The organism is Halotalea alkalilenta DSM 17697 (genome assembly GCF_000621205.1).
In the GTDB taxonomy this organism is placed as follows: Bacteria; Pseudomonadota; Gammaproteobacteria; order Pseudomonadales; family Halomonadaceae; genus Halotalea; species Halotalea alkalilenta.
The window spans coordinates 156,665-177,170 of the sequence record NZ_KK211232.1 but is presented as its reverse complement, the minus strand read 5'-3'; the positions used below and the strand labels follow the sequence as shown (position 1 = coordinate 177,170).

14 protein-coding genes are annotated in these 20,506 nt (G+C 66.6%); 11 read left to right on the top strand and 3 right to left on the bottom strand.

The genetic code is table 11. The features are described 5' to 3' along the window. The first annotated feature begins 29 nt into the window (after positions 1–29). The 9 genes from lolA to Q376_RS0118400 all read left to right on the top strand — a co-directional run bounded on the left by lolA (position 30) and on the right by Q376_RS0118400 (position 14,494). A complete protein-coding gene (lolA, locus tag Q376_RS0118440) occupies positions 30–674 on the top strand; it encodes an outer membrane lipoprotein periplasmic chaperone LolA (RefSeq protein ID WP_052365517.1) in 645 nt (214 codons plus the stop codon). A 48-nt stretch (positions 675–722) separates the two neighbouring features. Continuing rightward, a complete protein-coding gene (locus Q376_RS0118435) occupies positions 723–2,048 on the top strand; it encodes a replication-associated recombination protein A (RefSeq protein ID WP_027351544.1) in 1,326 nt (441 codons plus the stop codon). 8 nt (positions 2,049–2,056) lie between these two features. Then, positions 2,057–4,570, top strand: a complete 2,514-nt coding sequence (hrpB, locus tag Q376_RS0118430; RefSeq protein ID WP_052365515.1) for an ATP-dependent helicase HrpB — start codon at positions 2,057–2,059, stop codon at positions 4,568–4,570. Positions 4,571–4,798: 228 nt separating this feature from the next. Further along, positions 4,799–5,347: a hemerythrin domain-containing protein gene (locus tag Q376_RS0118425; RefSeq protein ID WP_027351542.1), complete on the top strand. Its 549-nt coding sequence runs from the start codon at positions 4,799–4,801 to the stop codon at positions 5,345–5,347. Positions 5,348–5,431: 84 nt separating this feature from the next. Continuing rightward, positions 5,432–6,268 (top strand): glutamate racemase, encoded by an 837-nt coding sequence (murI, locus tag Q376_RS0118420; protein WP_081803647.1) that lies wholly within the window; start codon positions 5,432–5,434, stop codon positions 6,266–6,268. Positions 6,269–6,422: 154 nt separating this feature from the next. Then, positions 6,423–11,270: an NAD-glutamate dehydrogenase gene (locus Q376_RS0118415; RefSeq protein ID WP_027351540.1), complete on the top strand. Its 4,848-nt coding sequence runs from the start codon at positions 6,423–6,425 to the stop codon at positions 11,268–11,270. Positions 11,271–11,407: 137 nt separating this feature from the next. Next, on the top strand, positions 11,408–12,523 hold the full coding sequence (gene trmA, locus Q376_RS0118410; protein WP_027351539.1) for a tRNA (uridine(54)-C5)-methyltransferase TrmA: 1,116 nt from the start codon (positions 11,408–11,410) through the stop codon (positions 12,521–12,523). Positions 12,524–12,537: 14 nt separating this feature from the next. Continuing rightward, complete coding sequence (locus tag Q376_RS0118405) at positions 12,538–13,428, top strand: MOSC domain-containing protein (RefSeq protein ID WP_043448692.1); 891 nt, start codon at positions 12,538–12,540, stop codon at positions 13,426–13,428. Positions 13,429–13,495: 67 nt separating this feature from the next. Further along, on the top strand, positions 13,496–14,494 hold the full coding sequence (locus Q376_RS0118400) for a quinone-dependent dihydroorotate dehydrogenase (RefSeq protein ID WP_027351537.1): 999 nt from the start codon (positions 13,496–13,498) through the stop codon (positions 14,492–14,494). Positions 14,495–14,743: 249 nt separating this feature from the next. On the opposite strand, the gene rmf is transcribed toward Q376_RS0118400, so the two are convergent. Then, complete coding sequence (gene rmf, locus Q376_RS24535) at positions 14,744–14,953, bottom strand: ribosome modulation factor (RefSeq protein WP_081803651.1); 210 nt, start codon at positions 14,951–14,953, stop codon at positions 14,744–14,746. Positions 14,954–15,324: 371 nt separating this feature from the next. Here rmf and rlmKL point away from each other — a divergent pair, with 371 nt between their 5' ends. Beyond that, a complete protein-coding gene (gene rlmKL, locus Q376_RS0118395; RefSeq protein ID WP_027351536.1) occupies positions 15,325–17,502 on the top strand; it encodes a bifunctional 23S rRNA (guanine(2069)-N(7))-methyltransferase RlmK/23S rRNA (guanine(2445)-N(2))-methyltransferase RlmL in 2,178 nt (725 codons plus the stop codon). Between the two features lie 36 nt (positions 17,503–17,538). Here the strand turns inward: rlmKL and Q376_RS0118390 are convergent, their stop codons facing one another. Both Q376_RS0118390 and Q376_RS23470 read right to left on the bottom strand, forming a co-directional pair. Further along, positions 17,539–17,820, bottom strand: a complete 282-nt coding sequence (locus Q376_RS0118390) for a hypothetical protein (RefSeq protein WP_027351535.1) — start codon at positions 17,818–17,820, stop codon at positions 17,539–17,541. 82 nt (positions 17,821–17,902) lie between these two features. After that, positions 17,903–18,814, bottom strand: coding sequence for a LysR family transcriptional regulator (locus Q376_RS23470; RefSeq protein WP_211266719.1), 912 nt, complete (start codon positions 18,812–18,814; stop codon positions 17,903–17,905). 168 nt (positions 18,815–18,982) lie between these two features. Here Q376_RS23470 and Q376_RS0118380 point away from each other — a divergent pair, with 168 nt between their 5' ends. After that, positions 18,983–20,356 carry an FG-GAP repeat domain-containing protein gene (locus tag Q376_RS0118380; protein ID WP_027351534.1) on the top strand — a complete coding sequence of 458 codons (1,374 nt, stop codon included), beginning with the start codon at positions 18,983–18,985 and terminating at the stop codon, positions 20,354–20,356. The last annotated feature ends 150 nt before the right edge of the window (positions 20,357–20,506 follow it).

Genomic DNA, 20,506 nt, shown 5'->3' with positions numbered 1-20,506 from the left:
TCACAACGAAACGATGGTAAGGAAACGCCATGATTCAAACCCGCATTCACGCCGCTCGCTTGCTGTTCGGCCTGGGGGTCGCGCTCTGCGCCTCGAGCCCGGCGCTGGCCCAGACGGACCCGGCCTCGCGTTTGACCGAGCTGCTCGAGCCGCTGCACACCTATTCCGCCGATTTCCAGCAGCGGGTCCAGGGGGACGATGGGCAGTCGCTGCAGGATGCCAGCGGACACATGTGGCTGGCGCGCCCCGGCAAGTTCCGCTGGGAAGTCAATGCGCCCTATTCGCAGACCGTGGTGTCCGACGGCGCCCAGGTCTATATGTATGACCCCGACCTCGAGCAGGTCACCGTGCGCGCGCTCGATCCCAAGGTCACCAGCACGCCGGCGCTTTTGCTCTCCGGCAGCGCCGGCGAGCTGACCTCGAACTACGGCGTCAGCATGCGTGCACAGGGCGATACCGAAATCTTCTCGCTCTCGCCGCGTGGCAACGACAGCCTGTTCGAGTCGCTCGAGATGACCTTCCAGGGCCAGCGGCTGACCGGGCTCGATCTGGTCGATGCCACCGGCCAGCGTACCGAGATCGGCTTCGACAGCATCGAGCAGAACGGCAGCGTCGACGATTCGCGCTTCGCCTTCCAGATCCCCGAAGGGGCCGATGTGATTCGCGAGCAGTGAGCCAGCATGCCCGGGCCCGGCCCGGGCGATGATTCCACGGAGAGCGATGTGAGCGAAGATCTGTTCGCCGCAGCCGCGCCGCCAGGACAGCCGCTGGCGGCGCGGCTGCGCCCCGTTAGCCTGGACGACTACGTCGGCCAGTCCCACCTGCTCGGCGAAGGCAAGCCGCTGCGCCAGGCACTGGCGCGCGACCAGCTCTATTCGATGATCCTATGGGGGCCGCCGGGCGTCGGCAAGACCACCCTGGCGCGGCTGATCGCCGCCCACACCAAGGCGCACTTCGCCACCCTCTCGGCGGTGTCCGCCGGGGTCAAGGACATCCGCGCGGCGGCCGAGCAGGCGCAGATGCGCGCCTCCAACGGCACCCGCACGCTGCTCTTCGTCGATGAAGTGCACCGCTTCAACAAGGCCCAGCAGGACGCCTTCCTGCCCTGGGTCGAAGAGGGGGTATTCATCTTCGTCGGCGCGACCACCGAGAACCCGTCGTTCGAACTCAACAATGCGCTGCTCTCCCGCGCCAGGGTCCACGTGCTCAAGCCGCTCGAACCGGCAGAGCTGCGCCGGGTGATCGACCGGGCGCTGGCGAGCGAGGCGGGCCTCGGCGCCCAGTCGCTCGAGGTGCCCGACGAGGTGCGCGATCTGCTCGCCCGCGCCGCCGACGGCGACGCTCGCCGGGCGCTCAACCTGCTCGAGATCGCCGCCGACCTGGCCGAGCCGAGCGAGCAAGGCGGGGCGCGGATCAGCGAGGCGGTGCTCGACGAGGTGCTCGGCGAGAGCACGCGCCGGCTCGATCGTGGCGGGGATCTGTTCTACGACCAGATATCGGCGCTGCACAAGTCGGTGCGCGGCAGCGCGCCCGACGCCGCCTTGTATTGGTTCTGCCGCATGCTGGAGGGGGGAATGGACCCGCTCTACATCGCTCGGCGCGTGGTGCGGATGGCCAGCGAGGAGATCGGCAACGCCGACCCGCGCGCCCTGACGCTCGCGCTCGAGGGCTGGCAGGTGCAGGAGCGCCTCGGCTCGCCCGAAGGCGAACTGGCGGTCGCGCAGGCGATTCTCTATATCGCCTGCGCGCCGAAGAGCAACGCCGCCTACAAGGCCTACAACGCCGCGCGCGCCCAGGTCGCCGCCACCCCTGGCTACGAGGTTCCGATTCACCTGCGCAACGCCCCGACTCAGTTGATGAAGTCGCTCGGCCATGGCCGCGAATACCGCTATGCCCACGATGAGCCGGATGCCTACGCCGCGGGCGAGGTCTACTTTCCCCCGGAGCTCGAAGGTACCCGCTATTATGAGCCGGTGGATCGCGGCCTCGAGGCCAAGATCCGCCAGAAGCTCGCCTGGCTTGCCGAACTCGACCGCGATCGCGGTTGAGTTCGCAGATGGTGCAGCGTTTGTCTCTTTCGCATCTTCCTCCACTCTCTCCGCTACCGATCGATGCGCTGCTCGACGAGCTGAAAAGCTGCCTGGGCCGGCGCGACGAGGCGGTGCTCGAAGCGATGCCCGGGGCCGGTAAGACCACCCGGGTGCCGCTGGCGCTGCTCGACTCCCCCTGGCTCGCCGGGCGTCGGATCCTTTTGCTCGAGCCGCGCCGGCTCGCCGCTCGCGCGGTGGCTGAACGCCTCGCCGAGCAGTTCGGCGAGCGGCCCGGTGGCCGGGTCGGCTATCGCATGCGCCTCGATAGCCGTATCGGTCCCGATACCCGGCTGGAGGTCGTCACCGTCGGTGTGCTGCTGCACCGGCTGCAGCGCGATCCCGCGCTGGAAGACGTTGGGCTGGTGATCTTCGATGAATTCCATGAGCGCCACCTCGATGCGGATCTCGGGCTGGCGCTGTGTCTTGCCGGGCGTGAACTGCTGCGCGAGCCCAGCGACCCGCTCAAGCTTTTGGTGATGTCCGCGACCCTTGACGGGGAGCGCATCGCCGGATTGCTTGGCGATGCGCCGAGGCTCTCGAGCCAGGGCCGGCTGTATCCGGTGGCGATGCGCTATGCCGCAACGCCCTTGCGGCTCGACGACTGGCCGGGGCTCGAGGCGAGGCTGGTCGAGACCATCGACGCCGCACTCATCGAGCAATCCGGGGACCTGCTCGTGTTCCTGCCCGGCAAGGCCGAAATCCGCCGTCTCGCCACGCGGCTCGAGGGGCGCTGGCCCGGCCCCGATGCTCCCCGAGTGCTGCCTCTGCACGGCGAACTTCCGCTCGAACGCCAGCGAGCGGCGATCGCGCCGGACCCGCAAGGGCGCCGACGCATCGTGCTCGCGAGCTCCATCGCCGAGACCAGCCTGACCGTCGAGGGCGTGCGCGTGGTGATCGATGCAGGTCTCTCCCGCGCGCCGCGCTTCGATCCGAGCCGGGCGCTGACCCGGCTCGAGACACGTCGTGTATCCAAGGCCCAGGCCGACCAGCGCGCCGGGCGCGCGGGCCGGCTTGCGCCCGGGGTCTGCCATCGGCTGTGGAGCGAATCCCAGCAGGCGACGCTTGCGGCCTATGCCGGTGCCGAGATTCTCGAGGCCGATCTCGGCGCGATGCTGCTCCAGGCGCTGCGCTTCGGTGCCGAGCCCGAGGAGCTGCGCTGGCTCGATCCACCCCCGGTTGCGGCGCTGGCCCAGGCGCGCGGACTGCTACGCACGCTGGGCGCGCTCGATGACGATGGGCGCTTGACCGCTCATGGCGAAGCGATGGCCGGGCTGCCGCTGCCGCCGCGCCTGGGGCATATGCTGCTGCGCGCCCGCGAGCTCGGCCAGGGAGCGCTTGGCTGCGAGCTCGCCGCGCTGCTCGAGGAGCGCGGTGCGGGCGCGGGGCCCGACCTCGCCGCCAGGGTAGGCGCCGTTGGCGCGGCTCAGCGGCAGGCCCGGCGCTACTGTCGCCTGCTGGGTATCGAGGAGCAGGCCGTCGAGTCCCCGGTTTGGAGCGGGGCGCTGCTCGCTTTTGCCTTTCCTGACCGGATCGCCCGCCAGCGTTCCCCCGGTGGCGTCGACTATCTGCTCGCCAACGGCCGCGCGGCGCATTTCCAGATGCTCGATCCGCTGTGTCGCTCGCAGTGGCTAGTGATCGCCGAGCTGGGCGGACGCCAGGGCGAGCCCAGCGAGGTGATCCGCCAGGCCGTCGAGCTCGATCCCTCGCTGTTCGAAGGCTGCCTGGCCCCGCTGCTGGAAGTGAGGGAGCGCTGCGAGTGGCCGGCGCGCAGCGAAGCGATGCTGATCGAGCGGCAGTGGCGAGCCGGCGAGCTGGTGGTGAAGCGCGCGGCACTCGAGAGTCCCGCCCCGTCGCTGCTGCTGGACGCCCAGCTCGGCTTCATACGCGCGCGTGGCCTTGAGCTTTTGCCTTGGACCCCAGCGCTGATGCAGCTGCGCGCCAGGGTGGCGCTGTTGCGCCGGATCGAGCTCGAGAACGATGGCGAGAGCCGCTGGCCGGCGCTCGATGACGATGCGCTGCTCGCCGGGCTCGATCAGTGGCTCGCCCCTTGGTTGCAGGACATACGCAGGGTCGCCCACTTCGAGCGCCTGCCGCTCGAGCAGGCGCTGCTCGCGCAGCTGCCCTGGCCGCTGCCGGCGGAGCTCGAGCGGTTGGCGCCGACTCATCTGCCACTGCCCTCGGGCAGCCGCGCACGGCTCGACTACGACCCCGAGGGAGTCGCGCCGCCGGTACTCGCCGCTCGGCTGCAGGAGCTGTTCGGCGCCACCGTCACCCCGAGCGTCGCCGACGGCCGGCAGCCGGTGGTCCTGCACCTGCTTTCCCCCGCGCGCCGGCCGGTCCAGGTGACCGGCGACCTGGCCAGTTTCTGGCGCAGTGGCTATCCCGAAGTGAAGAAAGAGCTGAAAGGGCGCTATCCCAAGCATTTCTGGCCCGACGATCCGCTCAAGGCCGAACCCACCGCCCGGACCAAGCCGCGCTAGCGCGGTATGTCCTTTGGTGTCTCCTTCGAGCCGAGGTCCGCGGGCTGGATGAAGCCAACCCGTGGCTATAGACCAAAGCCGCATGGCTGCCTGCTTCGCTGCCGGACGCGATGGCGTAGACTCGAAGCTCACCCGCTCGTCGTCGAGCGTTGAGGACCCGCCGCATCCGGCCGGGTCGCTCCATCGACGAATGGCGCCTCGTCGCGCTTCACCCCGGGAGGCACAATCATGCAGACCACATCACAGCTTCGTCAGGACCACGCCAACATGGCGCGCCTGCTGCACGTGCTGTCGCTCAAGCAGCGCTCGCTGGTCGAAGGACAACGCCCCAACTTCCGCCTGGTGCGCGAGGTGATCGACTACATCCTCGACTACATGGAAGAGTTCATGATCCCGCTCGAGACGCTGTGCGGCGATCGAATGGTCGAGCAGGACGCCCAGGCCGCCGGGCTGGTCAATCGATTGGCCCGCGACTACACCGAGCTGCGCCAGCGTTTGTCGCTGGTCAGCGAAGACCTCGATTCGATCCTCAACGACGTGGTGATCCCGATCGATCGCTTCGCCGACCGGCTGCGCGACTACATCGAGGCGCACCGTGCCTACCTGCGTATCGAACGCGAGGAGTTCTTCCCGCTGATCGAACAGCGCCTCAGCGAGGCCGAGTACCACCAGCTCTGCGATGCGCTGCTCAGCGATGCAGAAGGGCGGCTCAGCGAACTCAAGCATGAGTACCCGCAGCTCTATCGCGAATTTCGCGAGGCGCCGGAAGCGGCATGATCGATCGCCCCTTCGGGGGCGATCGCGCCTTTGCTAGAATCCACGCCTACGCGCCTTCGGCGAGCCACCGTTCGATCCCCCAAGATGCCGGCATCCGCACCATCGCTGTCCCCGAACCCGTGTTTCACCTCGCCGGCCGCCGTGGCCCGCGCTCCTATCCTGGTCTTCGACTCCGGGCTCGGGGGGCTCTCGGTGGTCGCTCACCTGCGCGCCGCGCTGCCCGAGCGCGCATTGGCCTATCTGTGCGATAACGCAGCGCTGCCCTACGGCACCAAGGCCGACGAATGGCTGGTCGAGCGAATCGTCTCGGTATGCCGGGCGGGGGTCGCGGCGAGTGGGGCGAACACCCTGGTGGTGGCCTGCAACACCGCCAGTACGCTGGCGCTGGAGCAGCTGCGTGCGAGCATCGCGCTGCCGATCGTCGGCACCGTGCCTGCGATCAAGCCCGCCGCCGAGGCGAGCCGGAGCCGGGTGATCGGCCTGCTCGCCACCTCGGCCACCGTGCGCCGACCCTATACCGATGCGCTGATCGAGCGCTTCGCCGGTTCATGCCGGGTGATCCGGGTCGCCGCCGATCCCCTGGTGCTCGAGGCCGAGCGCCTGCTGGCAGGTGCCGCACCCGATGCTGGAGCGATCGCCGCGGCGCTGGCGCCGCTGTTCGATACGCCCGAGCTGGACACCGTGGTGATGGGCTGCACCCACTTTCCGCTGCTGCGCGCCTGGTGCGAGACGCTTGCGCCAAGACCGATCCAGTGGATCGACTCGGGGGCGGCGATCGCCCGACGTACCGCCCAGGTCGCGCCGCCCGGCGAGGACCGAGGCGATCTCGACGTGAGCTTCGCCACCGCGCCTGCGCGTGCGGGGCTGGCGCGAGCGCTGGCCCGCTTCGACTTCGCCGCGCCCAGCTCGATCACACTCTGAGCGTCAGCTCCACTGTTTTTCACCCTCGAACCGAGCGATCGCGATGCCTGCCGGGCATGGGTCATGTCGAACGCTCAACTCGGTCCCGTCCAAGCAGCGAGTTGCGCTAGTCTTCCTGGTACAACGGCGCAAGGGTGCCAACAAGGGGAAAGAGATGCAGCGGGTCGCAACGGGTGACGTAAGAGAGTTCTTCGAACAATTCAAACAGCTTCTCCATCAGCGCTTGGGAGACCGCCGCGGCATGCGGATCGCCGATTTCGCACGCTGCTTCTACTCCAGTGCCAGCGCGAGCTTCGACGACCTGGTCGGCCGCCGGCTCGACGACGTCTACGGTGCGACGCTATCGATGTGGCAACTGGTGCAGAGCCGCGAGGCCGGGCGTCCCAAGGTGCGCGTCTACAACCCCGATTTCCAGGAGCACGGCTGGCAGTCGACCCATACGGTGATCGAGCTGATCCAGGCCAACATGCCGTTTCTGGTCGATTCGGTGCGAAGCGAGCTGAGCCGGCGCGGTCTCACCGTGCACACGATCTTCAATGCGGTGCTTGGCGTGCGCCGCGACGCCCAGGGCGAACTCGTCCATCTCAGCCCGCTGGACCCGCGCTTCCCCGAGCAGCAGGAGTCGTTGATCTACGTCGAGATCGATCGCCACACCGATGCCGCACTGCTGCGCGAGCTGGCCGAGAGCCTGACCGAGACCCTCGATGAGGTCCGCGTCGCCACCGACGATTTCGAGCCGATGTGCGCCCAGGTCCGCCAAGCGATCGATGAGATCCGCGCCGGTCACGCCGACGGGGTCGCTGCCGAGGATGTCGAGGAGGCCTGCGCCTTCCTCGAGTGGCTGCTCGACGAGCACTTCACCTTCCTCGGCTTCGAAAGTTTCGATCTGGTCGAGGGCGAGGATGGCCAGCAGCGCCTGGCCCGGGTCGAGGGCTCCGAGCTCGGTCTGCTCAAGCTCGACAAGCCGCGCTACAACGAAGAGCCCCACGACGCCGGCCAGCTCGAGAGCGGCGGCGGCTACGTGCTGATTCCCCAGCTGATCTCTTTCGCCAAGAGTGCTTATCCCTCGACCGTTCATCGCGCGGCCTACCCCGACTACATCATCACCGAGCGCTTCGACGCCGACGGCCGGGTGATCGGCGAGCGGCGCTTCTACGGCCTCTATACGCTGTCGGTCTACAGCGATTCGGCGCGCAATATCCCGGTGCTGCGGCGCAAGATCCGCGCAGTGGTCGAAGCGGCCGGCGTCGACCCGAGCGGTCACAACGGCAAGCACCTGCAGCGCATCCTCGAGGTCTATCCCCGTGACGACCTGTTCCAGAGTTCTACCACTGAGCTGTGCGAGACCGCGCTTGCGATCCTCAACATCCGCGAGCGGCGCCAGGTGCGGCTGTTCATCCGCGAGGATCGCTACGGCAAGTTCTACTCCTGCCAGGTCTACGTGCCCCGCGATGTGTTCTCCACTGACCTGCGGGTGAGAATCCAGGACTACCTGTGTGAGTCGCTGGATGCCAGCTTCGGCGACTTCACGCCCTATCTGTCCGAATCGGTGCTGGCGCGGATCCAATTGATCCTGCGTTTCAACCACGACGAGCCGCCGGTCTTCGATGTCCGCGAGCTAGAGCGCCACATCGCCGAGCTGGCGCGCGGCTGGCGTGAAGAGCTTCATTCGGCACTGGTCGAGCGCCACGGCGAGGAGCGCGCGAATGCGCTGATGTCGCTCTACCGCGATGCCTTCCCGGCGGCCTATCGCGCCGACTTCGGCCCGCGCGCGGCGGTCTACGACGTCGACCGGCTGTCCGAGCTCGGGCAGCAGCCGGTCGCCTTCAGCCTCTATCGCCTGCCCGAGGGCAGGCACGAGAGCGTACGGCTCAAGTTCTACCATCGCCGCCGGCCGATCCCGCTCTCGGACGTGGTGCCGATGCTCGAGAACATGGGCCTCAGGGTGATCAGCGAGCGCCCGTACACCGTCGATCGCGAGGACGAGCGCTTCTGGATCAACGACTTCGAGCTCGAACTCGACGACGCGGTGGTGCCGGCGGTGGATTTCCACACCCTGCGCGAGAACTTCCTCGATGCGTTGACCCGGATCTGGAGCGGGAGCGCCGAGAGCGACACCTTCAACCGCCTGGTGCTCGCCGCCGAGCTCGACTGGCGCGAGGTCGCGCTGCTGCGCGCCTACGCCCGCTACCTGCACCAGATTCGCTTCAGCCTGTCGCAGCCCTACATCGCCAGCACCCTGACCAGCTATCCGTTGATTACCCGCGGCCTGATCGCGCTGTTCAAGGGCCGTTTCGACCCCGAGCATCGGCTCGACGATGCCGCGCAGGCGGCGCTTCGCGCCGAAATCGACGCGCAGCTCGAGCAGGTGGTCAGCCTCAACGATGACCGGCTGCTGCGCCGCTACCTGGACCTGTTCGACGCTACCCTGCGTACCAACTTCTTCCAGCCCGATGCCGAGGGCGAACCCAAGGACTACATCTCGTTCAAGCTCGAGCCGCGGCGGATTCCCGAAATGCCCAAGCCACGGCCGCTCTACGAGATATTCGTCTACTCGCCGCGGATGGAGGGGCTGCACCTGCGCGCAGGCCGGGTCGCTCGAGGGGGCTTGCGCTGGTCGGACCGCTTCGAGGATTTCCGCACCGAAGTGCTCGGGCTGGTCAAGGCGCAGCAGGTGAAGAATGCGGTGATCGTGCCGACCGGTGCCAAGGGGGGCTTCGTCTGCAAGCGCCTGCCGGTCAACGCCAGCCGGGAAGTGATCCAGAACGAAGGGATCGAGTGCTACCGCACGCTGATTCGCGGCATGCTCGACATCACCGACAACGTGGTCGACAAGCAGGTCGTGCCGCCGCGCGACGTGGTCCGTTTCGATGACGACGACCCTTACCTAGTGGTCGCCGCCGACAAGGGCACCGCGACTTTCTCAGACATCGCCAACGCGCTCTCCGCGGAGTACGGCTTCTGGCTCGGCGACGCCTTCGCCTCGGGCGGGCGGTATGGTTACGACCACAAGGGCATGGGGATCACCGCGCGCGGCGCCTGGGAGTCGGTCAAGCGTCACTTTCGTGAAATCGGCCTGGATACCCAGACCCAGCCGTTCACCGTGCTCGGCGTCGGTGACATGGCCGGAGACGTGTTCGGCAACGGCATGCTGCTCTCCGAGCAGATCCGGCTGGTCGCGGCGTTCAACCATCGCCATATCTTCATCGATCCCGAGCCCGACGCGGCCAGCGGCTTCGCTGAGCGCCAGCGGATGTTCGACGCCCGGCTCGGCTGGGACGAATACGATCCGAAGCTGATTTCCGCGGGCGGCGGGGTGTTCTCCCGCGATGCCAAGTCGATCGCGATCAGCCCCGAGATGAAGTCCCGCTTCGGTATCGTCGCCGAGCGGCTGTCGCCGAATGAGCTGATCCAGGCGCTGCTCGCCTCCGAGGTCGATCTGTTCTGGAACGGCGGCATCGGCACCTACGTCAAGGCGAGCGATGAAACCCACGCCGAGGTGGGCGACAAGGCCAACGACCAGCTTCGCATCGATGGCTGCGCGCTTCGCGCCAGAGTGGTGGGCGAGGGCGGCAATCTCGGCATCACCCAGCGTGGGCGGCGCGAGGCGGCGATGCATGGGGTGCGGCTCAACACCGACTTCATCGACAACGCCGGCGGGGTCAACTGCTCCGACCACGAGGTCAATATCAAGATCCTGCTCGATGGCATCACCGCGCGTGGCGACATGACCGCCAAGCAGCGCAACCAGTTCCTGGCCGAGATGACCGACGAGGTCGCGGACCTCGTGCTGCGCGACAACTACACCCAGACCCAGGCGCTGTCCCTCGCCGCTATCCACTCGCGTGAAAGCATCGGCAGCTACCGGCGCTTCATCAAGGCCCTAGAGGACGGCGGGGTGCTCGACCGTGAGCTCGAGGCGCTGCCGAGTGACCAGGCGCTCCAGGAACGGGGCGAGGCGGGGCTCGGTCTCACCCATCCCGAGCTCTCGGTGCTGATCTCGTACGCCAAGAGCGATCTCAAGACCCAGCTCGCGGGTTCCGACATCCCCGACGAGGTGTACATCCAGCGCCACGTCGAGCGCGCCTTCCCGCCGCGATTGGTCGAGCGTTTCCAAGACGAGCTCTACCAGCATGGACTCAAGCACGAGATCGTCGCGACCCAGATCGCCAACGATCTGGTCGATCGGATGGGCATCACCTTCGTGCGCCGGTTGCTCGACGGCAGCGGTCTCGACCAGGCCAGCGTAGTGCGCGCCTACGTGATCGCCCGCGACAGTTTCGAGCTCGACCGGCTGTGGCGCGAGATTGAGGCGCTGGACGCCAAGGTCGAGAGCCAGGTCCAGTACGACATGATGGGGGCGCTGATGCGCCTCGGTCAGCGCGCCACCCGCTGGTTCCTGCGCAGCCGCTCGGCGCTTGGCGTGGCCGAGACGATCGACCACTTCTCCTCGCGCCTCGCGCGGCTCAGCGAAGAAGTGCGCGAGCGCTTGAGCGGCAAGGAGGCCGAGGCTTGGCAGGCCCGCTTCGAACACTACCGCGCCGCCGGTGTGCCCGAAGCGCTGGCCGCCCGCGTGGTCTCGCTGCATCACCTCTACGCTGGCCTCGGGATCATCGAGGCGGCGCGACGCAGCGGCGACGAGATCGAGCGCGTCGCCGAGGCCTACTATGCGATCGGCGAGCGCCTCGAGCTGCCGTGGCTGACCGAGCAGGTCGACCAGCTGCCGGTCGGCGACGGCTGGGAGGCACTGGCCCGCGAGGCGCTGCGCGACGATCTCGATCGCCAGCAGCTGGCCTTGACCGTCACCGTGCAGGGGCTCGACGACCTGCCGCCGACCATCGTCGAGCGCCTCGATGTCTGGCTCGAGCGGCGCGAGGGCAAGCTTGCACGCTGGCACCAGCTGCTCGATGAAGTGCGCGCCGGCTCGAAAATCAGCTACGCGCTGTTCGCCGTAGCAGTGCGCGAGCTGGCCGAGCTGGGCGAAACGGTCGACGCGCGCTGAACCCAGGTGCGATCCGGCGGCAACGGATCGCTGGGATAATCGGTTAGACTTGACGCCCCAGCGCTGCTCGATCGGCGCTGGGGCATATTTTCTTTTTCGCTTCCATGTCTTTGCCACCGTCGTGCATGAGGTTTCGCTTGAGCGTTCCAGTCGTCGATCCCGCCCTCTATCCTCAGCAGCTCGAGGCCAAGCGACAGCGCATCACCGCGCAGTTCGCGCGCTTCGAGCCGCCTGCGCTGGAGCTTTTCGCCTCGCCAGCCTCCCACTATCGGATGCGCGCCGAGTTCAGGATCTGGCACCAGGACGACGACCTGTTCTACGCGATGTTCGACGTCGATCCTGAGGATCCCAAGCGTCGCGAGGTGATCCGGCTCGAGCGCTTCGACGTCGCCAGCGCCAAGATCAATGCGCTGATGCCCAGGCTGCGCGAAGCTTTGCTTGCGAGTGAGACCCTGCGCCGGCGGATCTTCCAGGTCGAGTTCCTCACCACCCTCGAGGGCGAGGCGTTGGTCACGCTGATCTACCACCGGGCGCTCGATGAGGCTTGGGAGCGCGAGGCGAGGGCGCTCGAGGAGACGCTCGAGGCGAGGATCATCGGCCGTTCGCGCAAGCAGCGCCTGGTGATCTCCGAGGAGTACGTCACCGAGTACCTCGAGGTCGCCGGCAATCGATTCTCCTATCGCCAGATCGAGAACAGCTTCACCCAGCCCAACGCCAGGATCGCCGAGTGCATGCTCGGCTGGGCGCGCGAGGTGACCCGGCCCGCCGAGGGCGAGGCCAAGCGGGATCTGGTCGAGTTCTACTGCGGCAATGGCCACTTCACCATCGCGCTGGCGGACAACTTCCGCCGCGTGCTCGGTACCGAGATCTCGCGCACTTCGGTGGCCGCGGCGCAGCACAACCTCGCCGACAATGGCATCGACAATGCGGTGATCGCGCGGATGTCGAGCGAGGAGTTCTCCACTGCGCTCTCCGGGGCCAGGCGCGGTCGCCGCGCCGAGGCGCTGGGCCTCGATGACTACGACTTCTCCACCGTGCTGGTCGATCCGCCGCGCGCCGGGCTCGATGATGAAAGCTGCGCCCAGGTCGCGCGGTTCGACTCGATCGTCTATATCTCGTGCAATCCCGAGACGCTCGAGGCCAATCTCGAGCGGCTGTGTACGACCCATCGCATCGAGCGCTTCGCATTGTTCGACCAGTTCCCCTATACCCATCATTGCGAGTGTGGCGTACTGCTGCAAAGACGCCGCTGAAGATGGAGAAAACGATGGCGAGAACGGCTGCCAGGCTGGCCGAGCTCTGGATCTATCCGGTCAAGGGGTTCGCCGGCATCGATCTCGACGAAGCCGGGCTCACCAGCGAAGGGCTGGCCTGGGATCGCCGCTGGATGATGGTCGACGCCGAGGGGCGCTTCATGACCCAGCGCCGGCTGCCGGCGATGGCCGCCATTCGTGTCCAGCTCACCGAGCACGAGCTGTGCCTGCTCGCGCCCTGCGGTCGTCAGATCCATCTGCCGCTGACCCCGCCCCAGGGGCCGCTGGTGGAAACCAAGGTCCATGGTGACCCCTGTTTCGGCATCGATGAAGGCGAGGAGGTCTCCGCCTGGCTCGAGCGAGTGTTCGAAGGGCAGTGGAAGACGCCGCTGCGGCTTTTGCGCTTCGCCCGCGATGCCCGAGTGGAGCAGGCGCTGCTGCGTCGTGTCGGCGAGCAGCGCTTCGAGCAGATGGGGCGCAGCGAGGTGATCAGTCACACCGGTTTCGCCGATGGCTATCCGCTTTTGATTGCCTCGCGAGTGAGCCTCGATGCGCTCAACCAGGCGCTGCTCGAGCGCGGCGCGCGGACGGTGGAGATGACTCGCTTTCGGCCCAACCTGGTGATCGAGGGCCTGCCGGCCTTCGCCGAGCACCGCGTGGAGGAGTTCGCCCAGCTGGGCGGGAAGATCCGCCTGTGGGCCTGCAAGCCCTGCGAGCGCTGCCCGGTGGTCAAGGTCGACCAAATCAGTGGAGAGATCCCGGATCGCGCCGAACCGCTGGCCACGCTGATGACGCTGTCGCCGTTCGACGGCAGCGGCGGGCGGGCCTATTTCGGCGTCAATGCCGTGGTATTGAGCGGCAGCGGCGGCAAGCTGCGGGTCGGCGACAGGCTGCGTTCGCGCTGACGGCCGCGGCGTCAGCCGCTATACTGCCCGCCGCCCCTTGCCCGTCTTCATTTCTGGAATGCCTCCCATGTATGCGCTCGCCCGCTCGCTGCTCTTTCGCCTCGATCCCGAGACCGCCCATAAGGTGACGCTCCAGGGGCTCGACCAGGCCCATCGCGCGGGGTTGCTGCGCTCGCACCGGGTCGAGTCGCCGGTCACCCTGATGGGCCTGCGCTTCCCCAACCGGGTCGGTCTCGCCGCCGGGTTGGACAAGAACGCCGACCACCTGGACGCGCTTGGCGCGTTGGGCTTCGGTTTCGTCGAGGTCGGCACCGTCACGCCGCTGGCCCAGGAGGGCAATCCCCGGCCGAGGCTGTTTCGCCTGCCGAGCCGCGAGGCGATCATCAACCGGATGGGATTCAACAATGCCGGCGTCGATCATCTGGTGGCGCAGGTTCGCAAGAGCCGCTTCGATGGAGTGATCGGGATCAACATCGGCAAGAACCTGACCACCCCGGTGGAGCGCGCGGTCGACGACTATCTCGTCTGCTTGCGCAAGGTCCATGCCGATGCCCATTACGTCACCGTCAATATCTCTTCGCCGAATACCCCGGGGCTGCGCAGCCTGCAGTTCGGCGCGCAGCTCGATGGATTGCTCTCGGCGCTGAAGCAGGAGAGCGCGGTGCTCGACCGCGGCCGCGAGCGGGCGCTGCCGCTGGCGGTGAAGATCGCCCCCGACATGAGCGACGAGGAGGTCGATCTGGTCGCCGCCTGTCTCGCCAACAATCAGATCGATGCGGTGATCGCCACCAATACCACGCTGGATCGGGCCGCGGTGGAGGGCGTGACGCATGGTGACGAGGCGGGCGGGCTCTCGGGCCGGCCTGTGGAGGCGGGGGCGAACCGCGTGATCAGGCGGCTGCGGGAGCGGTTGCCGCAGATGCCGATCATCGGTGTCGGCGGCGTGTTCGATGCGGCGGGGGCGCTGGAGAAGCGCCGGATCGGCGCAGACCTGGTCCAGCTCTACTCGGGGCTGATCTATCGCGGACCCGGCCTGGTCAAGGCATGCGCCCAGGCGTTGGCCTGACGAGGCGAGGCCCGCCAGGAGCGGGCCTCGATTTGGTTGCCACTAGGGCTTTACAGCGGGTGTCTCGGTCGGACACCGTCGCGGCCTTCGTGAGAAAGCCTTTCACGAGCGTGGGCGACTCGCCGGTCGCCGCTTCGAATCTATGATGTTGCGGTGAATACTGCGCTTCGCCGGGTAAAGGCATCGATGATCGGGGCGGGATGCATCGGCGCGATGAAACGAACGAAGGAAATGCGCGAAACGCTCGGCTCAGGCGAGCACCATGGGATTCTTATGGATGCCTGAAACGCCTATCATGCCGGACCACTGGTCCTGACGGCCTTCGCGCCATCCGCTCATCCAGGATTCACGAAGATTGACGTCACGACTGCGGCAAAGGTCGCGTGACCGGCCGGAAACGCCTGCTTTGTAACCGCGAAGAAAGGCCTGCTGTGAAGGGTCGCGCTTTTGTCTTTTCATCGGAAACCTCATGTCTGCTTGATGGGAAGAGCGATCCGAGCGCCGCGTCATCGCGACGAAGGCGGCCTGGAGCGCGCTGGAGTCAGCAAACACCGGCGGCGAATGCCGTCGATGGGTGAAGTCCTTCGAAAAATCCTGCTACGAACTCCTGAGTTCAAAGGCTTGACGATAAGGGCGACATGCGTCGTCCTGGTTTACCGCTCCGGGGCCTGGTCACCATCGCGGTGATCCCGGCTCGGTCTCGCAGCGCTACATTGACAGTTCTATGACATTCGTCGCCCTGTGTCGACCGCCATTTTAGACTCAGGGCCACAACGCACGATTCTTTCGACATACCTTATGCGACGATGAAAAGTCGCCTGGCAGGCATCATGATTTCTTCGACCAGCTCCACCACTTATCCATTCCTCGCCACCTGTCCGCGAGGCCTGGAGCAACTGCTTTCCGACGAACTCGGTGCCCTTGGCATGGAGGTGGGTTCGACCACCGTCGCCGGTGTCGGTGGCGAGGCGGATCTCGCCGCCCTCTATCGCGCATGCCTGTGGTCGCGTCTGGCCAACCGGGTGATCCTGAGGCTGTGCCAGGTCGAAGGGGTGGAGAGCGCCGAGACGCTGCTCGACGTCGCCCGTGGGATCGATTGGGCAGCGCATCTCGCCCCGGGCGGCACGCTCAGGGTCGACTTCCACGGCCATTCGGAAGGCATCCGGCATACCCGGTTCGGCGCCCAGACGATCAAGGACGCGGTGGTCGAGCGGATGGTCGCCAGCGGCGCGCCGCGTCCAGCGGTCGATCTCGAGCAGCCTAGCCTTCGGATCTACGCTCACCTGCATCGCGGCCGGCTGACGCTCGGGATCGATCTATCCGGCGACAGCCTGCACCTGCGCGGCTACCGACGCGAGGGCGGCAAGGCGCCGCTGAAGGAGAACCTCGCCGCCGCCTTGCTGATTCGCGCCGGCTGGCCCGAGCGCGCGGCGCGTGGCGAGATGCTGATCGACCCGCTGTGCGGTTCGGGGACGCTCTTGATCGAAGGCGCATTGATCGCTGCCGACATGGCCCCCAACCTCAAGCGCGCGCGCTTCGGCTTCCATGGTTGGCTGGGCCACGATGATGCTGTCTGGCGCCAGGTGCTCGAGGAGGCCCAGCAGCGTGCCAGCCAGGGCCGCGTGCGGCTGCGCAGTTCGTTCATCGGCCAGGACGCCGACGCCCTGGCGATCGAGGCGGCCGGCGCCAACGCCCGTCGCGCCGGGGTAGACGCTTGGCTTACGCTCGCGCGCGGCGATGTCGCGCGGCTCGAAGCCCCCGCCGGCGAGGCCCAGGGGCTGGTGATCACCAACCCGCCCTATGGCGAACGGATCGGCGATATCCCTGCGTTGATCCCGCTCTATGCGGCGATCGGTGAACGGATGCGCAGCCAGTTCCCCGGCTGGCGGCTGGCGCTTTTCACCGGCAATCCCGAGCTTGGGCATCGTACCGGGCTCAAGGCCCACAAGCAGTATGCGCTGCGCAACGGCCAGCTCGAGTGCAAGCTGCTGCTGATCGACGTATACGCGGGCGGGGACGAACGGCGCAGGTCGAATGCCGAAGGCGAGGATGAGCCGCGCGGGCCGAGCGAAGGCGCGAGAATGTTCGCCAACCGGCTGGAGAAGAACCGCAAGCGGCTGGCCAAGTGGCTCAAGCGCAGCGGTGTGAGCTGCTATCGGCTGTACGACGCCGACATGCCGGAGTACGCGCTGGCGATCGACATCTACGCCGGGCGGGTGCATGTGCAGGAGTACGCCCCGCCGCGCTCGATCGATCCGAGCCACGCCGAGCGCCGGCTGATGGAGGCGCTCGGCATACTGCCCGAGGTCTTGGGCGTCGCGTCTGACCGGATCTATCTCAAGCGTCGCCAGCGCCAGAGCGGCAAGGCGCAGTATCAGCGCCAGAGCGACTCCAAGGAGCGCCTGCAGGTCGAGGAGGAGGGCGCCAAGCTGTGGGTCAACCTGCGCGACTATCTCGATACCGGTCTGTTCCTCGATCATCGCCCGGTGCGCAGGCGGCTGAGGGAGATGGTCGCGGGCAAGCGCTTCCTGAATCTGTTCTGCTACACCGCCTCGGCCACCGTGCATGCGGCGCTCGGGGGCGCACGTGAGAGCGTCAGCGTCGATATGTCGAACACCTACCTCGAGTGGGCGCAGGACAATTTCCGCCTCAATAAGCTCGACCTTCGCCGGCACCGGCTCGAGCGTGCCGACTGCATCGAGTGGCTCGGGCGTGAGCGCGGCTACTTCGACCTGATCTTCCTCGATCCGCCGACCTTCTCGAACTCGAAGAAGATGAGCGCTACCCTCGATGTGCAGCGCGATCATCCGCGCCTGGTGGAGGCGGCGATGGCGCGCTTGGCGCCGAGCGGCACGCTGCTGTTCTCCAACAACCAGCGACGCTTCGTGCTCGATCCGGGGCTCGAGCAGCGCTTCGAGGTCGAAGAGATCAGTCGTGCGACCCTCGACCCCGACTTCCAGCGCCGCCCTGAGATCCATCACGCCTACCTGATCCGCCTGCGGCAGTAGCCGCGCGGTGCCGATGGCGTCGGTCGAGCGGCCGGTTCAGCAACCGTCGAGCAGCGACAGCTGGCGGATCTCCTCACGGCCTTCCCGGCTGTCGTCGCTCGCTTCGAGCACCTTGCGCAGTCCGCGCGACGCCTGGATGTGGGCGATGTCGTCGATCCAGGTCTGGGCCTGGGCGCGGTCCTCGGCGAGCATGTGCTTGAGCCCGCCGAACTGGGTACCGATCTGGCCCCAGGCGCGGCTGACGATCCAATCGCCGAACATGTCCTGGTGCAGATGCACCAGGACATAGTCATGTTCGCTTTCCCAGCGAATGATCAATGTATTTCTCCTGCCCATGTGGCTCCTCGACGGGGCATTACAAACCAAACCGTCCCGTCGAGAAAGAGGCGGCGGAGGTCTTTCATCCGTTCGAGCTGCCGGGAGCCTGCATGCGCGATGGCTCGTATCTCAACGCATCGATCACGATTTGAAAGGCTGGCGTGACTTGGCGGCTCACGGGATAGTAGAGGTGGTAGCCGGGCAGCGAGGGACACCAGTCCTCCAACACGCGGACCAGCGCGCCGGTCTCGACCAGCGAAAGAGCCTGCGATTCGAGCAGCAGGGCCAGGCCGAATCCCTCGACGGCGGCATCCACGATCAATTCGGGGCGGTTGGTCGAGAGTTGGCCCGACGTTCGCACCTTGACCTGGCGCCCGTTCTTCGCGAATTCCCACGCCGGAGAGCCGCCCAATGTCGGCAGCCTGCGATTGATGCAGCGATGCGCGGCGAGATCCGCGGGAACCACGGGTTCCGATCGCTCGGCCAGGTATGCCGGAGAGCCGACCACCACCACCCTCTGCGGCGGGCCTATCGGCACGGCGATCATGTCCTTCGCCACGTTCGCGCCGAGCCTTATGCCAGCGTTGTAGCCTTCGGCGACGATATCCACGAATCCATTCTCGACATCGAGTTCGACGGCGATATTCGGATGATGTCGCAGCACGCGCTTGAGCACCGGCCAGGCCAGGGTTTCCGCTGCGTGATCCGCCGTCGTGATGCGAATGGTCCCGGACGGTACATCGGCATCGTCGGTGAGCGATGCCAGCTCCTCTCTGATGCCCTCGAGGGCAGGCACCAGCGTCTTGAGCAGCTTGCCTCCGGCCTCGGTGGGCGCCACGCTGCGCGTGGTTCTTGTCAGTAGCTTAACGCCGAGGCGCCCCTCCAGCCGCCTGATCTTGTGGCTCAGCGCTGACTGGGAGGCGCCCAGCTTGCCGGCTGCACGGGTGAAGCTCTTCGCCTCAGCCACCGCCACGAAGGCGGCGAGTGCGCCCAACTCATCTTGCATCACCGGGATTCCTTGGCTGCTTGCTGCGTTCGAGCGGATCTCTCGCGCGATTATTGATGACGTATCGTCATGGGTTCAAGTTCGCTGCGCCTCTATGTACATGACCATTCCTCCGCTAAGGTCCAAGGTCACACACAAGTTTCATGGGGCCCGGATATGGAAAAACCAGCGAAGTACCGAGTTGCGACGTCATCATTCGTCATGATGCTGGCGACCACAATCACGGGGTGCGCCGCCACCAACGCCACCACCAGCGCCGACGGCTCGGTTCGAGACCCCGCAACCGACGCATTCGTGCTGATTCCTGAGGCGCCTTCTTCTGCTTTCGTCGACGCGACCGCTCCCAACGTACCGATCGCCCCGAGCCTGCATGCCACCGATTCGGTCTTTTTGGACGTCGATCACGACGGCGACCTGGATGTGGTGATCTCCGTCGAGTACGGCGTCAATCGCCTGTACCTCAACGACGGCACCGGCAAGCTTACCTATGTGCCGGATGCGTTCGGCAAGGAGATTCACGACAGCGAACATGTCCGCGCGGCGGATTTCGATGGCGACGGCAATATGGACGTGGTCTTCGTGGCCGAATCCGATGAGGTTCACCAGCTGTTCCTCGGCGATGGCAAGGGCGGCTTCATCGACGCGAGCGACCGTCTGCCGGCCACCAGTCAGGGCAATGCTGTGGCGACCGGTGACCTGAACGGCGATGGCCTTCCGGACATCTTCATCGGCAGCACCGGCGAGACCGGCCATACGCCGGATGCGCCGATCCTTTCCGCCAGGAACCTGCTGTTCCTCAATGATCCCGAGCGGCCCGGGCACTTCATCGATGCCACGCAGACGAATCTGCCGTTGGCCAACGACCAGACGGAGGGTGTCGCACTCGCGGATGTGAATGGCGACGGTCATCTCGACATCGTGCTTGCCAGCCCGGCGTTTCCGAACCGGCTATTGATCAACGACGGAACCGGTCGCTTCACCGATGAATCCGACAGGCTCGATCTGCGCGTGCCGATGGAGACTCGGGAGGTGCACGTCTTCGATGCGAATGGTGATGGTCACCAGGACATCGTTTTCTTCAACATCACCAGCAACAACTTCGGTTGGATCAAGGATCCGCAGACCCGGCTTTTGATCAACGACGGCAACGGCCGCTTCCGCGACGAGACCGAGAGCCGTCTGCCTTCCCACACCTTCTCCAGCTGGGCGGGCACCGTGGTCGACTTCAATGGCGATGGCGCGCCGGACCTGCTGGTCGGCGCGATACAGGTGCCTGGCTTCGTACCGCAGCAGCTCCGGGCATGGCAGAACGACGGCGAGGGGAATTTCACCGATGTGACCTCGTCCGTGGTGCCCGGCGTGACGGTCGGCCGTAGCTGGAGCATGGGCAAAGGCGATCTCGACGGCGACGGCAAGGACGATGTCCTGGTCGGCGGATGGGGTACCCAGGCCAGGCTGCTGCTCAGCGATATCGAGGCGTACCAAGCCTCGCTGCCGCCGCTGCCTACGCTGGAGCCTAGTGCTCGCTAATGATTCAGCGCGAGCCACCGAAACGGCCATGACCAAGTGGATGAATTCTCACCTCATTGCCTAACAGAAGCGCGGCCCCGAGGGCCGCGCCAGACTGCTGACAAAGTATTTGAAGATGCCACGATGGCTTCCAGCCGCCTCCGAGAGCGC

Coding starts and splice junctions, on each gene's coding strand:
- Q376_RS0118425 (WP_027351542.1), top strand. CDS start 4,799: ATGCAGACCACATCACAGCTTCGTCAGGACCACGCCAACATGGCGCGC.
- rmf (WP_081803651.1), bottom strand. CDS start 14,953: ATGAAAAGACAAAAGCGCGACCCTTCACAGCAGGCCTTTCTTCGCGGT.
- murI (WP_081803647.1), top strand. CDS start 5,432: ATGCCGGCATCCGCACCATCGCTGTCCCCGAACCCGTGTTTCACCTCG.
- hrpB (WP_052365515.1), top strand. CDS start 2,057: ATGGTGCAGCGTTTGTCTCTTTCGCATCTTCCTCCACTCTCTCCGCTA.
- Q376_RS0118405 (WP_043448692.1), top strand. CDS start 12,538: ATGGCGAGAACGGCTGCCAGGCTGGCCGAGCTCTGGATCTATCCGGTC.
- Q376_RS0118380 (WP_027351534.1), top strand. CDS start 18,983: ATGGAAAAACCAGCGAAGTACCGAGTTGCGACGTCATCATTCGTCATG.
- Q376_RS0118415 (WP_027351540.1), top strand. CDS start 6,423: ATGCAGCGGGTCGCAACGGGTGACGTAAGAGAGTTCTTCGAACAATTC.
- Q376_RS0118400 (WP_027351537.1), top strand. CDS start 13,496: ATGTATGCGCTCGCCCGCTCGCTGCTCTTTCGCCTCGATCCCGAGACC.
- lolA (WP_052365517.1), top strand. CDS start 30: ATGATTCAAACCCGCATTCACGCCGCTCGCTTGCTGTTCGGCCTGGGG.
- rlmKL (WP_027351536.1), top strand. CDS start 15,325: ATGATTTCTTCGACCAGCTCCACCACTTATCCATTCCTCGCCACCTGT.